Consider the following 17,211-nt stretch of genomic DNA (forward strand, 5'->3'; position numbering starts at 1 on the left):
GGCACACCCTAAACATCGACAACATCGGCAACCTCGACTCGAACAGTGAACTCACCCTCGGCGACCCGTGCCCGCAAGGTCTCGTCGGCCGCCACCCCACCCGGATCCCGGACCACGTGTCCGTCGGCCTGTTGCAGCACCGCGTACCCGCGCCGCAGGGTCGCGGCGGGGGAGAGGCCCACCACGCGCGCGTGGGTGTGCGACAGCTCGGAATCGGCGCGGTCGAGGAGATGGCCGAGGGTGCGCCGCGCCCGTTCGACGAGGGAGGCGACGTGGTCGGCCCGTTCGTCGATCATCCGGTGCGGATCCTCCATGGCGGGCCGGGCAAGGGCGTGCGCCAGCCCGCGCTCCTCCCGCTCGACGAAGGCGTGGACGGACCGCCGGGCCCGATCGAGCAGCAACCGCACCCGCTCGTACTCCTCGCCCACGTCGGGTACGACCTTCTTGGCGGCGTCCGTGGGAGTGGAGGCCCGCAGATCCGCCACGTAGTCGAGGAGCGGATGGTCGGGTTCGTGCCCGATGGCGGAGACGACGGGCGTACGACAGGCGGCGACCGCCCGGACGAGCTGCTCGTCGGAGAAGGGCAGGAGATCCTCCACGCTCCCGCCACCGCGAGCCACGACGATCACATCCACGTCGTCGAGATCGTCCAGCTCCTTCACGGCCTGGACGACCTGCGACACGGCGTGCACGCCCTGCACGGCGACGTTGCGCACCTCGAAACGGACGGCGGGCCAGCGCCGGCGTGCGTTCTCCAGGACGTCCCGCTCGGCGGCGGAGGCGCGCCCGCACACGAGCCCGACGAGGTGGGGCAGAAAGGGCAGCGCCTTCTTCCGGTCGGCGGCGAACAGCCCCTCGTTGCCCAGGGCCTTCTTCAACTGCTCCAGCCGGACGAGCAGTTCCCCGACCCCGACCGGCCTTATCTCGGTGGCCCGCAGCGACAACTGCCCTCGCGGCGCGTACCACTCGGGCTTGGCGAGTACGACGACTCGGGCCCCTTCGCTCACCACGTCGGCGATGCTGTCGAACACCTGCCGATAGCAGGTGACGGCGACGGAGATGTCGTGCGAGGGGTCACGCAGCGTCAGAAACACCACGCCGGCGCCCGGGCGCCGCGACAACTGGGTGATCTGCCCCTCGACCCACACGGCGCCGAGCCGGTCGATCCACCTCCCGATGAGCCGCGACACCTCACCGACAGGCAGCGGAGCGTCAGCGGACGTATTGAGACCCATACCGCGAGACTAACGGCCACTACTGACAACGCCGGGCCCCTCCAGCCCGTCCGGCGATTGAGGGCGAGCGTGTTCAGCGCGAAAGGGGGGTCCGGGGGCGCAGCCCCCGGGTGCAGCATCGTTGCCGCGCGCAGCGCGGCCTTACGATGGTTCCCATGACCGCTTCGCCTGGCCGCCGTGTCCTGCTCGCCGCCCCCCGGGGCTACTGCGCGGGCGTGGACCGCGCCGTGATCGCCGTCGAGAAAGCCATCGAACAGTACGGGGCGCCCATCTACGTCCGGCACGAGATCGTGCACAACAAATACGTCGTGCAGACCCTCGAGAAGAAGGGCGCGATCTTCGTCGAGCGGACCGCGGAGGTCCCCGAGGGGTCCATCGTCATGTTCTCCGCGCACGGCGTCGCCCCTGTCGTCCACGACGAGGCCGCCGCCGGCAAGCTCGCGACCATCGACGCGACCTGCCCCCTCGTCACCAAGGTCCACAAGGAAGCCGTCCGATTCGCGGACGAGGACTACGACATCCTCCTGATCGGGCACGAGGGCCACGAGGAGGTCATCGGCACCTCCGGCGAGGCCCCCGACCACATCACGCTGGTCGACGGACCGAAGGACGTCGCCAAGGTCGAGGTCCGCGACCCGTCGAGGGTCGTCTGGCTGTCCCAGACCACCCTCTCCGTGGACGAGACGATGGAGACCGTCGACGCCCTCAAGGAGAAGTTCCCGCAGCTCATCTCCCCGCCCAGCGACGACATCTGCTACGCCACCCAGAACCGTCAGCTCGCGGTGAAGCAGATGGGCGAGGAGGCGGAGCTGGTGATCGTCGTCGGCTCCAAGAACTCCTCGAACTCGGTCCGGCTGGTCGAGGTCGCGAAGCTCGCCGGCGCCCGCGAGGCATACCTCGTTGACTTCGCCGACGAGATCGACGAGGCCTGGCTGGACGGCGTGTCGACGGTCGGCGTCACCTCGGGCGCGTCGGTTCCCGAGATCCTCGTCGAGCAGGTCCTGGAGTGGCTGTCGACGCGTGGCTTCGAGGACGTGGAGCTCGTCAAGGCGGCCGAGGAGTCCATCACGTTCTCGCTGCCGAAGGAGCTGCGCCGCGACCTGCGCGCGGAGGCTGCCGAGCTGGTGGCCCGGCGCACGGGCGTGGCGCCCGCCGGTACTGCCGCAAGCACCCCCTCGAGTGAGTGACTGTCAGTCGTACGCCGTAACGTAGAGCCATGCACATCTTCGGCGTGGACATCGGTGGGTCAGGGATCAAGGGCGCCCCTGTGGACCTGGACAGGGGCGACCTCACGGAGGAGCGCTTCAAGGTGCTGACCCCGCACCCGGCCACCCCCGACGCGGTGGCGGACGGCGTGAAGGAGGTCGTCGACCACTTCGGGTGGACGGGCCCGGTCGGGATCACGTTCCCGGGCGTGGTCACGGGCGGCTCGACGATCCGTACGGCGGCGAACGTCGACAAGAACTGGATCGACACGGACGCGCGCGCGTTGCTGAGCGACCGCCTGGGCGGCCTCCCGGTGACGGTGCTGAACGACGCGGACGCGGCGGGCGTCGCCGAGATGCAGTTCGGCGCGGGCCGCGACCGCAGAGGCACGGTCGCCCTCCTCACCTTCGGCACGGGCATCGGCAGCGCCCTCTTCGTCGAGGGCGTCCTGGTCCCGAACACGGAACTGGGCCACCTGGAACTGCACGGCCACGACGCGGAGACCCGGGCGTCCACCAAGGCCAAGGACGACAACGAACTGACCTGGGAGCACTGGGCCCACCGCGTCCAGAAGTACCTGGCTCATGTGGAGATGCTGTTCTCACCCGAGCTCTTCATCATCGGCGGCGGGGTCAGCCGCAAGTCGCAGAAGTTCCTGCCGCTGATCGAGGGCATCAAGGCGGAGATCGTCCCGGCGCAGCTGCAGAACAACGCCGGGATCGTGGGCGCGGCGATGCGGGCGGCCAAGGAGTCGTAGACGGAGTTGTGACGGGGGCGGCTCACGCCGGCATACGGGTCCGTCGCGGTCGCCGGTTCATCAGGCGGATCTTCCGTACGGTCGCGATGACACCCGCGACGAGTGTCCCCCCGTACAGCCAGCCGGCCTCGGTGGCGAGCGCGGTGACGATGCTCATCAGGTGGGAGAAGAGCCCGCCGTCGCCGTCGGCCACGGGCAGCAGGCCCACGGTGAAGGCGATGGGTACGACGACTGGCGCGATCACCAGGTCGGCGCCCCGTACCCATGCCGCGGTCAGCGCGCACACCGGCAGGAACAGCACTCCGTACGCCGTCAGGGACGCCCCGAACAGCAACTGGTCGAGGCAGCCGAGCGCGAACATCACCGCGGCGCAGAACAGCCCGCCGCCGAGCCCGGTGAGCCGGGGGTCGGGCATCCGGCGCAGAGCCCGCACGACCGGCGGGGCGGACCGCCGCGCGGTGGCCGGCGGACGCCGGGATCCGGCCGTCGCCTGCCCGCCGACACGACCGCCGCGCGGGGCCGCCGAGGCGCCGGGGCCGGGGCGGGCGGGGCCGGAGTTCGGGGGACGGTGTCGGATCCTGTGTTGCTCCACTGGACCAACCTAGGTCGGCCCGTACACGGAACAGCCCCTCAGACACGCCGACAGAGAGACTCTCGGACAGACCTTGTCCAAGCGTTCGATACGGCGCCGGGCGGGGGGTGAGTCAGCCCGTAGACTGAGGGATCGTCTCCACCCTCCTCACCCTCCTCTCGTACGGGAAGTCGCAACGTGTCGCTCACGATCGGAATCGTCGGTCTGCCGAATGTCGGCAAGTCGACCATGTTCAACGCCCTGACCAAGAACGACGTGCTGGCGGCCAACTACCCGTTCGCCACGATCGAACCGAACGTCGGCGTGGTCGGTGTCCCGGACGCGCGTCTCGCGAAGTTGGCCGAGATCTTCGGTTCGCAGAAGATCCTTCCGGCGACCGTCGACTTCGTCGACATCGCGGGCATCGTGAAGGGCGCCTCGGAGGGCGAGGGCCTGGGCAACAAGTTCCTCGCGAACATCCGCGAGTCGGACGCGATCTGCCAGGTGATCCGCGCCTTCCAGGACGAGAACGTCGTACACGTCGACGGCAAGGTCTCGCCGAAGGACGACATCGAGACGATCAACACCGAGCTGATCCTCGCGGACCTCCAGACGATCGAGAAGGTCCTGCCGCGCCTCCAGCGGGAGTCACGCATCAAGAAGGACATCGGGCCGAAGGTCGCCGCGGTCGAGGCGGCGAAGGAGGTCCTGGAGAAGGGCGACACGCTCTTCTCGCAGGGCATCGTCCAGGGCTCCGGCAACGAGGAACTCCTCCACGACCTGCACCTGCTCACCACCAAGCCCTTCCTCTACGTCTTCAACGTCGACGAGGACGAACTGGTCGACGAGGACTTCAAGGCCGAGCAGCGCGCCCTGGTCGCCCCCGCCGAGGCGATCTTCCTCAACGCCAAGCTGGAGGCGGACCTCGCCGAGCTCGACGAGGAGGAGGCGATGGAGCTTCTGGAGTCGGTGGGTGTCGAGGAGCCCGGTATGGCCACTCTGGCCCGCGTCGGCTTCGACACCCTGGGCCTGCAGACCTACCTGACGGCCGGCCCCAAGGAATCCCGCGCCTGGACCATCAAGAAGGGCGCCACCGCCCCCGAGGCCGCCGGAGTCATCCACACCGACTTCCAGAAGGGCTTCATCAAGGCGGAGGTCATCTCCTTCGAGGACCTGGTGGAAACGGGCTCGGTCGCCGAGGCCCGCGCCAAGGGCAAGGCCCGCATGGAGGGCAAGGAGTACGTGATGCAGGACGGGGACGTGGTGGAGTTCCGTTTCAATGTGTGATCGACGGGTTACTGTGCGTTGATGTGATTGGTTTGACGTGTGGATCCGGGGCCGAGCCTCCTCGTGGGCTCGGCCCCTTCGTCGCTCTCGTGCGGGCTTGATGCCGGCCGCCGACGGGGGCTGACGCATTGACGTAATGTTTGCGTCATTCTATGGTGTGGGCATGCTCTTCCCCACGCCTGCTCTCGACGCCGAGGACCAGCGTGTGCTCGGTGAGATCGAAGACCTTCGTCACTCATTGCGCCTGCAGGTCCGGTCCACTCCGACGAAGTGGACCGAAGGGCTGCGTAAGTTCTTGACTGCCGACGCGGTGGCGGCCTCCAACTCGATCGAGGGCTTCAAAGTGTCCACGGTCGACGTCGAGGACCTTCTGGAGGGCGAGAAGGATGTCGACGTCTCCGAGGAGGATCGCGAGGAGACCCTCGCTTACCAGCGGATGATGACGTACATCCAGACGCTGCACGATGCCTCTGACTTCCGTTACGGCAAGGAGTTGCTCAACGCGCTCCACTGGATGTTGCAGGGGCACCGGCACACCTCGCGGAAGCCGGCCGGGCAGTGGCGGCGCGGAGCGGTGTACGTGACGGACGTCCGCGACCCCAGCATCGCGGCATACACGGCGCCGGACGCAGTCGATGTGCCTGCGTTGACGGGCGAACTGGTCGAGTGGCTGAACACGGACGACGGCACTCACCCGCTGGTACGGGCCGCCATGGCGCATCTGCACCTCGTTTCCATCCACCCGTGGGCGGATGGAAACGGCCGCATGTCCCGGTCCCTCCAAACACTCATGATCGCGAGAGAAGGAGAACTGGCCCCCGAGTTCTCCTCGATCGAGGCTTGGCTGGGGCGCCCTGGCAACACCTGGGAGTACTACCGCGAGTTGCAGCGCCGGGGGGCCACCTACCGCCCCGACCAGGACGTCTCCGACTGGGTCCGTTTCAACCTCACCGCCTACCATCAGCAGGCGCAGACCGTACGTAGCCGCCTGGATCGTTCGAGTCGGGTGTGGCTTCTGCTCGGTGAGTTCGCGGAGGTCCGTGGGCTGGAGGAGAGGGTGGTTTCCGCTCTGCATGACGTGGCGATGTCGGGGCGGGTACGTCGTACACGCTACGAACGAGCGGAGGATCTGAGCCTGCAGCGGGCTCAACGCGACCTGCGGGACCTGGTCGCGGCAGGCGTCCTGACACCGGTCGGTCGTACCCGTGCCCGCTTCTACACCGCCGGCCCCGCCTTTCCGGAGCCAGCCCTGGAAGCGGCTCGGACGCCGCTGCCGCTGGCCGATCCGTACACACGTTGAGGGCGTCGCGCGGTCAGGTCCCGCGATATGGCGGAACTGTCCGGAGTTCGCGACTGCGCAGGTTGCAGCTTTCCGAGGCCGGGCAGTTCGATGAACGGGGGTCCTATCGGCTCGATGGAGACGACGGCCTTTACCAGACCGGGCCGGGCATCGGCGACCAGCCAGCCGAACGGCGCCCCCATGGAGTGGGTGATCAGCACGGCCGGTCCGATACGGTCCAGCAACTCGGCCCCGCAGCGCCGCATCTGCTCCTCGTTCTCGGCGAAGGTGGGCAGCGTCGGGCCCTGGCTCGCCATCAACTGGTCCAGCGCGGAGTCGTCGCCGATCTCGCCGCTGCCGGGCCACTGGCTGCCGGGTCGTCCCGCCCCGTCGCAGAACAGCCAGCGGATGAACTCGTACGTCGGCGCCGCGCCCTCGATGGGCCCGAGGACATCGGGGTGGTACGGGGAGCGCCCGTGACCTGGACGGTCGACCACGTACACGGCGTAACCGGCCTGGAGGAACCGGGTGGCCCAGCCGGGGCGGCCGTCCGGCGTCGACAGGTAGTCCGTGCCCTGGCCGCCGCCCCCGTGGACCATCACCACAGGCAGCGGATGCCGGAGATCGGCCGGGATCTGGTACTGGACGTGCATCGCGGCCTCGGCGGCGGTCCCGGCCTCGGTCGGCTTGCGCCCGACACCGACCCAGAACGCGCCTTGCTCGCTGATCGTCAACGGCGAGGCGGCACGGGCCGGCTCGGCGGTTCCGGGTGGTGGGGAGATGGTCATCGGTGAACCTCCGTCATGGCGTCTGCGCCCATGCCCAGCACTATTGGTGACCGGCTCCGGGGCGGTCCAATGCCGGTTGGGGACGCCGTGATGCATGGCGCTCATCAGCGTCCCCGAGGGCGGCTGCTTCACCGGGAAGGTGCGCGTGGCGGCGAGGGTGACCAGGGCGTCGGTGCAGAGCGCGGCCTCCGGCTACCCGATGACCGGCAGTGTGCCCGGTGCGGTGAGAGTGCGCGCATGGCGTCGCCAGGCAGACGGGAATCCGACGACAGGCCCTGGCCCGCGCCGCACGCAGAGGTGCTTCGGGTCGCGGTCGGAGAGGCCGGTCAGGTGGAAGCTGCCGGTGCCGACCCAATCGCTTGGCGCGCACGACGTCGAAGGACGACTCCACGAACTCGGCGACGACGGGCGGCCGGCCGGGTAGTACGTGAAGCTGAGTGAACCTCAGCGGCTACTTCGCCAGCCGCTTCGGCTGCCAGGTGAACGCCGAGAATGACGCCACCCTCGCCGAGCACTGGCGCGGCTGCGCCCGCCACATCGACGATGTCGTGTACATCCTCGCCGGCCGGCGCACCGGTGCCGGGATGATCGTCGGCGGACGGCTGCACCGGGGTCCGAACGGCGCCGCCGGCGAGATCGGGAACCTGCGCCTGCTGGGCTGGTGCGACGCCCCCGGCGACCTGGAGGCCCGCGGTGCCGACGCCGAGGCCGTGTTCAGCGCCGCGCCGAGCGACCTCGAGGCCGCCGACACCGTACGCGCCTACGTGTCCGCCCTCGCCAACGGCATCTCGGCCCGCGTCCTCACCCTCGACCCAGACCTCGTCGTCATCGGCGGCGGACTCTCCCGCGCGGGCGACCAGCTTCTGCAACCGCTGCGCGACCGGGTGAACGAACTGTGCCTGACCGCACCCCGGACAGAGGTATCAGAACTCGGCGACGAGTCGGTGGCGCATGGTGCCGGCCAGCCCCGTCCGGTAGGCGCCAACCCATGGGAAACACGTGGGAAACGGGTGTTTTCTACACTCGGGAAGATGCGCCATGTGACCGCCCTTGAGGCCCCCACCGAGTGGAGCCGCCTCTCCGAAGGCTCCGTCGAACGCCGTATGCTGCTCGCCCTCGGGGACCGGCTCGGCAATTCTCTGCGCCCGAAGCCGCTGATGCTGCCGGACGGCAACCGTGTCGAGGTCGAGGGGATGGACGTCGAGGGCCGGGTGCTCGTCCAACTCGTCGCCAACCAGGGCGCCTACAAACCCGCTTACCGCAACAAGGTCATGGCGGACATGTTCAAGCTGATCTGGTTGCGTGACGCGGTGCCGACCGCCGAGCGTGCGGTACTCGTGGTCACCGAGCTGATCGTGCAGGCCCTCGGTGGCTGGGTGGCGTGCGCGGCGGCCGACCTCGGCATCGAGATCTACGTCTTCGACGGAGCCGGAGCCGGTTCCGTGACGCCACTGCCGCTAGCGTAACCGCCGCGAAACGGAAGGCCGCGGCCGAGTGAAACACGGGGCTCCTACGGTCGAAGGCAGCTAAGCGGATTTCCGCGTCGCAGTCACCGCACTCGCTACGCACGCTCTCCGACTTCCAGGATCGGGCCTTCGTGCTCGCGAGATGGATGGGAGCGTGAAGGTGACTGGTACGCCAGCGCTGGAACTGCGGTCGGTGCACCGCGTCTACGGATACGGGCCGTCCGCCACGAACGCCCTTGACGGCGTCGACCTGACGGTGGCCTCCGGCCGCTTCGTCAGCCTCATCGGGCCCAGCGGCTGCGGCAAGTCGACTCTGCTTCGTATGGTGGCCGGCCTCGAGCAGCCCGACCGGGGTGAGACGCGGGTGCACGGCGTCACACCGGCGCAGGCGTGCGCCGCCAAGATGATCGGCCTCGTACCGCAGAGCCCGGCACTGCTGCCGTGGCTGTCCGTGCTGCGGAACGTCACCCTGCCGCAGAAGATCAACAAGGGTGCCGTCGGACGCCGTGCACGCATCGCCGGCTCCGGGAAGCGGCAACCGGCGCCGGACATGGGGGAACTGCTCGTCAAGGCAGGTCTCGGCGAGGCCAAGCACAAGCTCCCGGCGCAGCTGTCCGGCGGTATGCAGCAGCGCGCGGCGATCGTGCGCGCCTTCGGCCTGCAACCCGACGTGCTCCTCATGGACGAGCCCTTCTCGGCCCTCGACGAATTCACCCGCGAGAGCCTGCAGGACCAGCTGCTCGACCTGTGGGACGAGCTGAAGACGACCGTTCTCTTCGTCACCCACTCGGTCTCCGAGGCCGTCCGGCTCTCCGACACCGTGGTCGTCATGGCCCCGAACCCGGGCCGCATCGTGGAGAGCGTCGACATCGACCTGCCCCGGCCACGCAACGCACACCTCTTCCGGGAACAGCGCTTCCACGAGTACGAGGACCTGATCCGGGACCGGCTGCGCCACGCCTGGCACGGCGCGGCCGCGTGAAGGGGACGCGACAGATGACCATGGCCGACGAACGCACCACCACCAGCACCGGCATCGTCCCGGCGACCGGCGCGGACAAGCCCGTAGACGCGTCAGAACCGTCAGAGACGTCGGAACCATCAGAGACGTCTGAACCGTCGCGCTTCAGCCCCCGGCATCCGCGGTCCCTGACCGCGTGGGTCCGGCCCTCCATGTGGCTGCCCCTCGCCGTGATGCTGGCGGTGCTCGCCGTCCTGTGGCAGTGGGGGGCCGCGAAACTGCCCTACCTGCTGCCGCCGCTGCCGAAGATCGGCGACTCGCTCAGCGCGCAGTCCGGCTACTACGTCGACAACGCCCTCGTCACCCTGGGGGAGGCGATGGGCGGCCTCGCCATCGGGTTCGTCGCCGCGTTCGTCCTCGCGGTGCTGACGAGTGAACTTCCCCTGGTACGCCGGGCGGTCATGCCGATCGCGGTCGTCCTGAACGTCACGCCGCTCGTGGCGATCGCACCGGCGCTGGTCGTGGCCTTCGGCTTCGGCCCGCTGCCCAAGCTCGTCATCGCCGGCCTGATCTGCTTCTTCCCGATCCTCATCAACACCGCGGCGGGTCTGCGATCGGTGCCGCAGCAGGTGCTGCACGTCTACCGGACGATGGACGCCGGCCGCTTCGAACTGCTGCGGCACGTGCGCATCCCCAACGCGCTGCCGTTCGTGTTCGCGGCGCTGCGGATCGTCTTCCCGCTGTCGATCGTCGGCGCGGTGGTGGCCGAGATGTCGGCGTCCGGATCGGCCCGTGGCCTCGGCACCGCGATCAGCGTGGCGTCGTCGATGAACCAGCTGCCGGTCGTGTACGCCTCGATCTTCGTCCTCGCGCTCCTGGGTCTGCTGCTGCTGTTCGTCGTGACGCTGGTGGAACGCCGCGTCCTGCGCTGGCACGACAGCGCGCACGACTGACCCACTCGCACGTCGTCCACTCGCACGTCGTCCACGGGTGGCCCGCTTCGGCGGGGCGCTCGGCGACTCCTGCCCCGGTCCGCACAGATCCGCACAGAGCTGCCCTGCCGCCTCGGCACACCCTCCCCCGATGGCCCTCGCCAGTCTGGAGTCCCACCCATGCGTTCTCGCCTCATCAGATCCGGCCTCGCCTCCTTCGCCGCCCTCGCACTGACGACCGTTGTCGCGGGCTGTGGTTCGGGCTCCTCCGACAGCGATTCGGCCGGCTCCGCGGGCTCCGCGATCTCCGCCGCGCGCTGCGCCGAGAACAAGGCCGCCGGCCGGATCACCTACCTGTCCGGCTACCAGTACCAGTCCTCCGCGTCGATCCTGGAGTACATCGCGGCCGCCAAGCTCGGCTACTTCAAGGACCTCTGCCTCGACGTCTCCCTCAAGCCCGGCACCGGCGACACGGCACAGAACACCAAGCTGCTCGCCAGCGGACAGGCGACCGTCAGTCCGGTCGCCGAACAGGACGTCATCCAGGCGCGGGCCAACGGCATCGACATCACCGGCATCTCCTCGTACTCGAACGCGGGCCTGGAGATCCTGATGACGAACAAGGACATCACCAAGCTGACCCAGCTCGACGGCAAGGTCGTAGGACACAAGGGCTACGTCCCCGCCACCGTCGAGGCGATGCTGGTCAAGGCCGGAGTGGACTGGAAGTCGCTCAAGCTGGTCAAACAGGGCTACGACCCCTCCGTGCTGCCCCGTAAGCAGAGCGGCCTCGAAGCGCTCACCGGATTCGTCTCCAACGAGCCCAACCAGCTCAAGGCGGCCGGTCACGACGTCACGGTGTGGAAGCCGGTCGACTACGGCGTCCCCAGCTCCCTCGGGGCCATGGCGGTGAACCCGGCCTTCGCCAAGGCCCACCCGCACGCCGTCGAGGACATCCTGCGCGCGGCGCTGCACGCCTACGCCTACTGCACGGCGAGTCCGGCGCACACCTCCGAGTGCGTCGGCCAGGCAGCCGCGCTGTCCGGTCCGACCTACGACAAGAAGCTCAACACGACCATCTGGAACACCGAGACACAGGTCGTCAAGGACAACCCGGTCTCCGGTCAGCCGCTGGGCGGCCTCGACCTCGCCAACGTCAAGGGGATCGTCGACATGCTGCACCGGTTCGGCATCGTCCCCGCCTCGGTGACCGGTGCGAAGGCCGGGGCGTGGTTCGACGGGTCCTTCGTCAGGAACGTCTACAACGGCGACACCCTGATCTGGCCCGCACCGTAGCCAGCCGTCGCACATATCGCACCCGCACTGCACCCGCACCCGTAGCTGTATCGCAGAACCCACGAAAGGCCCGCAACGTGCCCACGAAAGAGTACGGAATCTTCCTCCCCATCGGGAACGGCGGCTGGATGCTGTCCACGACCGCACCCCACCCCGAGGCGAGTTACGAGTGGAACAGGCGCGCCGCCGTGCACGCGGAGACCATCGGCCTCGACTTCGTCATGTCGATGGCGAAATGGCGCGGCTTCGGCGGCAGCACCGACCACTGGGGCCGCTCGCTCGAGTCGATGACGATGATGGCCGCCCTCGCCGAGGCGACCAGCCGGGTCAAGATCTGGGCGACGTTGCACGCGAACGTCCACAACCCCGCCGTCGCCGCGAAGATGTACGCCACGCTCCAGGACATCTCCGGCGGCCGGGCCGGCATGAACATCGTCAACGGCTCCTACGCGGGCGAGTTCGAACAGTTCGGTGAGTGGGACGCGCGACTCGGCCACGCGGAGCGCTACCGGATGACGGAGCTGTGGACGGAGGCCGTCACCCGGCTGTGGACCGAGGACTCCGTGACCATGCGCACGCCGTACTTCGACCTCGTCGACTGCGAGTCCCGCCCGCATCCCGCCACCCCGCCCACCCTCATCAACGCGGGCCGGTCGGAGGACGCCCGGCGCTTCCAGGCCAAGTACGCCGACGGCGCCTTCCTCGCGGCCGAGAGCCTCGACGAGATGCGCACGCTCTCGGCGGACGTCCACGGGCGGGCGAAGGCCAACGGCCGGGTCTGCAAGACCTACTCGATGCTCACCGTGGTCCAGGACGAGACCGACGAACTGGCGGCCAAGAAGGTGCGGGAGTGGGGCGCCGGTCTCGACCGGGAGGCGCTCGCCCGGATGCGCAGCACCTGGGGCATCCCCGAGGACCAGGCCCGCGCGTGGGCCGACGGTGCGGACGGCGAGGCGGCGTTCCAGACCCCGTACGTCGCCGGATCGGCGCGGACGGTCACCGAGCACATCGAGTACATCGTGCGCGAGGCGGACCTGGACGGGCTCATGCTGATCTTCCCGGAGTACGACGAGGACATGCTGCTGTTCGGTGAGACCGTGCTGCCCGCGCTGCGCGCCCACGACGAGGTGGCGGCCTGATGTCCGACCTGCGCGACAGACAACTCGCCCACCTCGTCCGCCCCGGCGGCAGGCCCGCGCTGGTCGTGGTCGACGTACAGCACGACTTCGCCGACCCCGGCCGCCTGTCGGGATACGGCCTGACGGATGACGCCCTCACGGCACTCGACCGGGCCGTCACCCGCGTAGGAGCCCTCGTCGACGCCGCTCGGGCATCCCGGGTACCCGTCGTCTGGGTCGAGCTGGGCAGTGATCCGGCCCGTCCCTGGCGGGCGAGCAACTGGCTGCGCGGGGGCGAGTACGACGCCCCTATGAGCCCGGAGGAGCCGTGTGTCCTCGGTACCCCCGGAGCCGAGTGGTACCGGATGCGCCCGGCCGAGGGCGAGCCGCGCGTGGTCAAGCGCGGTTACAGCGGATTCCTCGGCACCGATCTCGACGCCCGGCTGCGCGCGGCCGGCTGCGACTGGCTCACCGTCGTGGGCCTGACGAGCGAGTGCTGCGTCCAGGCGACCGCGCTGGACGCCGTGCAGCTCGACTGGCCCGTCGTCGTGCCCCGGGACGCCACGGCCGCGTACGACCTCGACGTCAACGCCGCGGCCCTCGTCCAGCTGGGCCTCAACGTGGCCCTGCTCAGTGACACGGACGAGGTCGTCGAACTGTGGAAGAAGGCGGCGCTGTGACCGGCATGCACATCGGCTACGACCTCTCCTTCGCCCACACCGAGGGCGCGTGGGCCCGCCAGGGCTCCTGGACCGGGACGCACTTCCCCGACGTCCGCCTGTACATGGAGCTGGCGCGGACCGCCGAGCGCGCCGGAGTCGGGATGCTGTTCTTCGGCGACGGCAGCGGCATCCCCAGCACCTGGCGGGGGAGCATCGAACCGGCCGTGGAGTGGGGCATCCAGTGGCCGCGCCACGACATGTCACCGGTCATCGCGGCCATGTCCACCGTGACCGAGAAGATCGGCTTCGGGCTGACCTACTCCTCGACGTTCATGCACCCCTTCTACGTCGCCCGGCTGCTCAACTCGCTGGACCACGTGACGAGCGGACGCGTCGCCTTCAACGTGGTCGCCTCCACCCGCGGCGCCGACGCGGCGAACTACGGCTTCAACGAGCTGATGGACCACGGTCTGCGGTACGAGCGGATGGAGGAGTTCGTCGGGGTCTGCCGCGCGCTGTGGGACTCGGTGGCACCCGACGCCATCGTGCGCGACCGGAGCACAGGCCGGTTCGCCGACCCGTCGAAGGTGCACCCGATCGACCACCAGGGCCAGTTCTTCACCGTCAAGGGCCCCCTGGCCTCCGTACCCAGCCCGCAGCACCACCCGCTCATCGTCCAGGCCGGCAACTCGCCCCGCGGTATCACCGCGTCGGCCCGGCTCGCCGATCTCGTCTTCGGCTTCGGCGGCAGCCTCGGGGGTCAGCAGCGTCACCGCAAGCTGCTCGACGAGGCACTCCTCGCCGAGGGCCGCGACCCCGCGCACGTGGGCATCCTCTGGGCCACCCAGCTGATAGTCGGCCGTACCAGGGCCGAGGCGCTGGCCCGGCGGGACTCGGTGCACGAGTTCTGGAACGAGGAAGCCGTCGCCACCTACCTGTCGCACAACGCCGGTTACGACTTCTCGACGCTGCCGGACACCTTCCGGCTGAGCGAACTGCGCGACGAGATCCTCGCGGCGAACGCGTCCCCCTCGGGCCTCGTCGGCTCGCTCGTCGCGGAGTTCGGCGCGGACCACGCGATGAGCCGCGCCGAGTTCTTCGAGCACGGCCGCGGTCACGCGACGGGCCTCGACCACAGCATCGTCGGCGACCCCGCCACGGTCGCCGACGCACTGGAGGAGAACTTCGCCGCCACCGGATCGCGCGGCGGCTACATGTTCTCCAGCCCGGTGGCCATGCCCTCCGGCTTCGGCGACATCAGCGAACTGCTCCTGCCCGAGCTGCGCCGTCGCGGCGCCCTCGCCCCGGCCTACCCCGGTGCCACACTGCGCGAGAACCTGGCGGTGTGAGATGACCGCAGGGAGCCGGCGACGCCACTGGCTCGCCCTCGGCAGCCTGTGCGCGGGGTTCTTCATGCTGCTGGTGGACAGCACCGTCACCTCGGTCGCGCTGCCCGCGCTGGCCACCGGCCTGCACACCGGCGAAACCGTCGCGATCTGGGTCAACAGCGGCTACCTCATCGCCTACGCCGTCCCGCTGATCGTCGCGGGACGGCTGGGCGACCGCTACGGCCACCGGCGGATCCTCCTGATCGGACTCGCGGTCTTCACCCTCGGGTCGCTGCTGTGCGCGCTGGCCACCTCCGTCGAGGCACTCGTCGGATGGCGGGTCGCCCAGGGCGTCGGTGCGGCGCTGATGACGCCGCAGAGCCTCACCATCATCAAGGCGCTGTTCCAGCCACCGCGTCTCGCCACCGCGCTCGGCGTGTGGGGCGCGGTCGGCGGAGCCGCGGTCGCCGCCGGCCCGCTGCTCGGCGGCCTGCTCGTCGCCGCCGGCGGCTGGCCCGCCGTGTTCTGGGTCAACGTTCCCGTCGGCATCGTCACGACGGCCGCCGTGATCGCGTTCGTACCCACCCTGCCCCGACAGGAGGCGAGCATCCCGGTGTGGGCCATCTGCGCCAACGCCGCCGGCATCGGCGCCCTCGTGATCGGCGTGCAGGGCACGGACGCCGCGAGCCCCAGCGCGTGGGGGATCCCCCGCTGGCTGCTGGCCGTCGCCGGTGCGCTGGTCGTCGCGGCCGTGGTCCGGCTGCAGCGACGCGACGGGCCACGCGCCCTGGTGCCGGTCACCCTGCTGCGCAGCCGGGGGTTCGTCACCGCCGCGGCGGGAGGCGCCGCCGCGTCCTTCTGCGCGGGCTCGGCGATGATCCCCCTGATGCTCTACCTCCAGCAGGAGCGCGGGCTGGCTCCCGGAACGGCGGCCTACACCCTCGTACCGATGGGCGTGGTGTGCCTGTTGGGCGCTCCGGTCTCGGCCCGGCTCAACAACACGATCGGCCCGCGGGCGGTCGCCGTCATCGGCTCGGCCGCACTGGTCCTGTCCATCGGAGCGTCGGCGGTGCTCGTCGCGACCGACGCACCGGTCCCCGCGCTGGCCGCCGTCTTCGCCGTGTACGGGGTGTCCAACTCGTTCGTCTGGTCACCTCTGTCGATCGCGGCGGTGACCGAGGTCGCCCCCGACGAGGTCGGGGCGGCATCGGGAACCTTCAACGCCGTCAAGCAACTCGGCGCGGTACTGGGCAGCGCGGTCTGCGCGGTCCTCCTGGCCGGATACGGCTACGCGGTCACCCTCGGCGGTCTCGCCGCCGTAGGCCTGCTCTGCCTCCTGGCCTCCGCCTTCCTCCGGGTCGGCCGTCCGGAAGCGGAGTCTTCGACGGAGTCCGCCTTGCTACCCCCACTGCCCCCACTACCCACAGGAGTCGCCCGATGAAGGCCATCGCCGCCGTCGGAAACCCCAAGCCCGGCTCACACTCCACCTACACGACGGACGACTCGCCGGCTCACTCGGCAGCGCAGTGGGGCCGGATCGTCATCGACGCAGCGAAGACGGGAGCAGAACGATGACCGCACCGAGTGACCTCACCACGGATCACGCCGAGGTGAAGAGGGCGTTCGCCGCGTTCCCCTCCGGAGTCGCGGCCGTCTCGGCACACGTCCACGGTGAACCCGCCGTGATCGTGGTCTCCTCCTTCACCGTGGGCGTCTCCCTCAGCCCGCCCATGGTCTCCTTCGCCGTGCAGCACACGTCGACGACCTGGCCCGTGCTGTCCCGCGCGCAGACGGTGGGAGTCTCGATCCTGGGCGAGAACCACAGCGACAAGACCCGGCAACTCGCGTCCCCCGTCAAGGAGGGCCGGTTCACCGGCGTCGAGACGGTCCAGGCGCCGTCCGGCGCGATCTTCCTCGACGGTGCGCCGGTCTGGCTGGAGTGTGCGGTGGAACACCGCTACCCGGCAGGCGACCACGACATCATCGTGCTGCGCGTACTGGCCCTGATGACGGACGACGACCACAGACCGCTCGTCTGGCACCGTCAGACACTGAAGATGCTGGAAGGCTGAGGCACTTCCGGCTACTGGTGAACGCGCACGTCAGAAGGGGTCGGCCCACCCACGGGCCGACCCCTTGCTGTTTCCCTGCCTCGGCGTACCGGCGGACCGGCGTACAGCGGTTGTCTCGACGTATTCGAGCCAACCGCCCCACAAGGTTGTGCAATATCTTGACGGCCGCAAGAAATCGGCCCTACATTCCTGCACGTCCTCGTTCAGTGCACTGAGTATCTGTTCGCCGACTTCCGCTCCCGCTCCGTACGCC

General features: G+C 69.5%; 17 protein-coding genes. 14 read left to right on the forward strand and 3 right to left on the reverse strand.

Annotated features, from left to right (window positions below):
• Positions 1 to 8 precede the first annotated feature (8 nt).
• A complete protein-coding gene (gene xseA, locus OG241_RS37020; protein ID WP_405821721.1) occupies positions 9 to 1,235 on the reverse strand; it encodes an exodeoxyribonuclease VII large subunit in 1,227 nt (408 codons plus the stop codon).
• Positions 1,236 to 1,381: 146 nt separating this feature from the next.
• Between xseA and OG241_RS37025 the strand changes: the two genes are divergently transcribed.
• Together OG241_RS37025 and ppgK are read left to right on the forward strand one after the other, a co-directional pair.
• On the forward strand, positions 1,382 to 2,422 hold the full coding sequence (locus OG241_RS37025) for a 4-hydroxy-3-methylbut-2-enyl diphosphate reductase (RefSeq protein ID WP_405821723.1): 1,041 nt from the start codon (positions 1,382 to 1,384) through the stop codon (positions 2,420 to 2,422).
• Positions 2,423 to 2,451: 29 nt separating this feature from the next.
• Positions 2,452 to 3,198: a polyphosphate--glucose phosphotransferase gene (ppgK, locus tag OG241_RS37030; protein WP_405821725.1), complete on the forward strand. Its 747-nt coding sequence runs from the start codon at positions 2,452 to 2,454 to the stop codon at positions 3,196 to 3,198.
• Between the two features lie 22 nt (positions 3,199 to 3,220).
• Here the strand turns inward: ppgK and OG241_RS37035 are convergent, their stop codons facing one another.
• Positions 3,221 to 3,790 carry a DUF6542 domain-containing protein gene (locus tag OG241_RS37035; protein WP_405821727.1) on the reverse strand — a complete coding sequence of 190 codons (570 nt, stop codon included), beginning with the start codon at positions 3,788 to 3,790 and terminating at the stop codon, positions 3,221 to 3,223.
• A 177-nt stretch (positions 3,791 to 3,967) separates the two neighbouring features.
• Here OG241_RS37035 and ychF point away from each other — a divergent pair, with 177 nt between their 5' ends.
• Both ychF and OG241_RS37045 read left to right on the forward strand, forming a co-directional pair.
• Positions 3,968 to 5,056 (forward strand): redox-regulated ATPase YchF, encoded by a 1,089-nt coding sequence (gene ychF / locus OG241_RS37040; RefSeq protein ID WP_405821729.1) that lies wholly within the window; start codon positions 3,968 to 3,970, stop codon positions 5,054 to 5,056.
• Positions 5,057 to 5,219: 163 nt separating this feature from the next.
• The gene (locus OG241_RS37045; protein WP_405821731.1) at positions 5,220 to 6,356 is read left to right on the forward strand and encodes a Fic family protein; all 1,137 of its coding nucleotides are present in this window, start codon (positions 5,220 to 5,222) and stop codon (positions 6,354 to 6,356) included.
• Here the strand turns inward: OG241_RS37045 and OG241_RS37050 are convergent.
• On the reverse strand, positions 6,272 to 7,123 hold the full coding sequence (locus tag OG241_RS37050) for an alpha/beta fold hydrolase (RefSeq protein WP_405821733.1): 852 nt from the start codon (positions 7,121 to 7,123) through the stop codon (positions 6,272 to 6,274). The two genes, OG241_RS37045 and OG241_RS37050, sit on opposite strands and share 85 nt — an antisense overlap.
• Before the next feature lie 437 nt (positions 7,124 to 7,560).
• Between OG241_RS37050 and OG241_RS37055 the strand changes: the two genes are divergently transcribed.
• The 10 genes from OG241_RS37055 to OG241_RS37100 all read left to right on the forward strand — a co-directional run bounded on the left by OG241_RS37055 (position 7,561) and on the right by OG241_RS37100 (position 16,958).
• Entirely contained in the window at positions 7,561 to 8,589 is a 1,029-nt protein-coding gene (locus tag OG241_RS37055; protein ID WP_405821735.1) for an ROK family protein, read from the forward strand.
• Positions 8,590 to 8,749: 160 nt separating this feature from the next.
• A complete protein-coding gene (locus OG241_RS37060; RefSeq protein ID WP_405821737.1) occupies positions 8,750 to 9,571 on the forward strand; it encodes an ABC transporter ATP-binding protein in 822 nt (273 codons plus the stop codon).
• A gap of 14 nt (positions 9,572 to 9,585) precedes the next feature.
• Positions 9,586 to 10,503, forward strand: coding sequence for an ABC transporter permease (locus tag OG241_RS37065; RefSeq protein ID WP_405821739.1), 918 nt, complete (start codon positions 9,586 to 9,588; stop codon positions 10,501 to 10,503).
• A gap of 159 nt (positions 10,504 to 10,662) precedes the next feature.
• Positions 10,663 to 11,778 (forward strand): ABC transporter substrate-binding protein, encoded by a 1,116-nt coding sequence (locus OG241_RS37070; protein ID WP_405821741.1) that lies wholly within the window; start codon positions 10,663 to 10,665, stop codon positions 11,776 to 11,778.
• A gap of 77 nt (positions 11,779 to 11,855) precedes the next feature.
• A complete protein-coding gene (locus OG241_RS37075; RefSeq protein WP_405821743.1) occupies positions 11,856 to 12,917 on the forward strand; it encodes an LLM class flavin-dependent oxidoreductase in 1,062 nt (353 codons plus the stop codon).
• On the forward strand, positions 12,917 to 13,576 hold the full coding sequence (locus OG241_RS37080; protein WP_405821744.1) for a cysteine hydrolase family protein: 660 nt from the start codon (positions 12,917 to 12,919) through the stop codon (positions 13,574 to 13,576). The genes OG241_RS37075 and OG241_RS37080 overlap by 1 nt, the downstream gene beginning before the upstream one ends.
• Positions 13,577 to 13,581: 5 nt before the next feature.
• The gene (locus OG241_RS37085; RefSeq protein WP_405826645.1) at positions 13,582 to 14,907 is read left to right on the forward strand and encodes an NtaA/DmoA family FMN-dependent monooxygenase; all 1,326 of its coding nucleotides are present in this window, start codon (positions 13,582 to 13,584) and stop codon (positions 14,905 to 14,907) included.
• A gap of 1 nt (position 14,908) precedes the next feature.
• A complete protein-coding gene (locus OG241_RS37090) occupies positions 14,909 to 16,327 on the forward strand; it encodes an MFS transporter (RefSeq protein WP_405821746.1) in 1,419 nt (472 codons plus the stop codon).
• Entirely contained in the window at positions 16,324 to 16,461 is a 138-nt protein-coding gene (locus tag OG241_RS37095) for a hypothetical protein (RefSeq protein ID WP_405821748.1), read from the forward strand. Before OG241_RS37090 ends, OG241_RS37095 begins: the two co-directional genes overlap by 4 nt.
• Complete coding sequence (locus OG241_RS37100; protein WP_405821750.1) at positions 16,458 to 16,958, forward strand: flavin reductase family protein; 501 nt, start codon at positions 16,458 to 16,460, stop codon at positions 16,956 to 16,958. The genes OG241_RS37095 and OG241_RS37100 overlap by 4 nt, the downstream gene beginning before the upstream one ends.
• Positions 16,959 to 17,211 lie beyond the last annotated feature (253 nt).

This window comes from Streptomyces sp. NBC_01390, assembly GCF_045040105.1.
Lineage (GTDB): Bacteria > Actinomycetota > Actinomycetes > Streptomycetales > Streptomycetaceae > Streptomyces.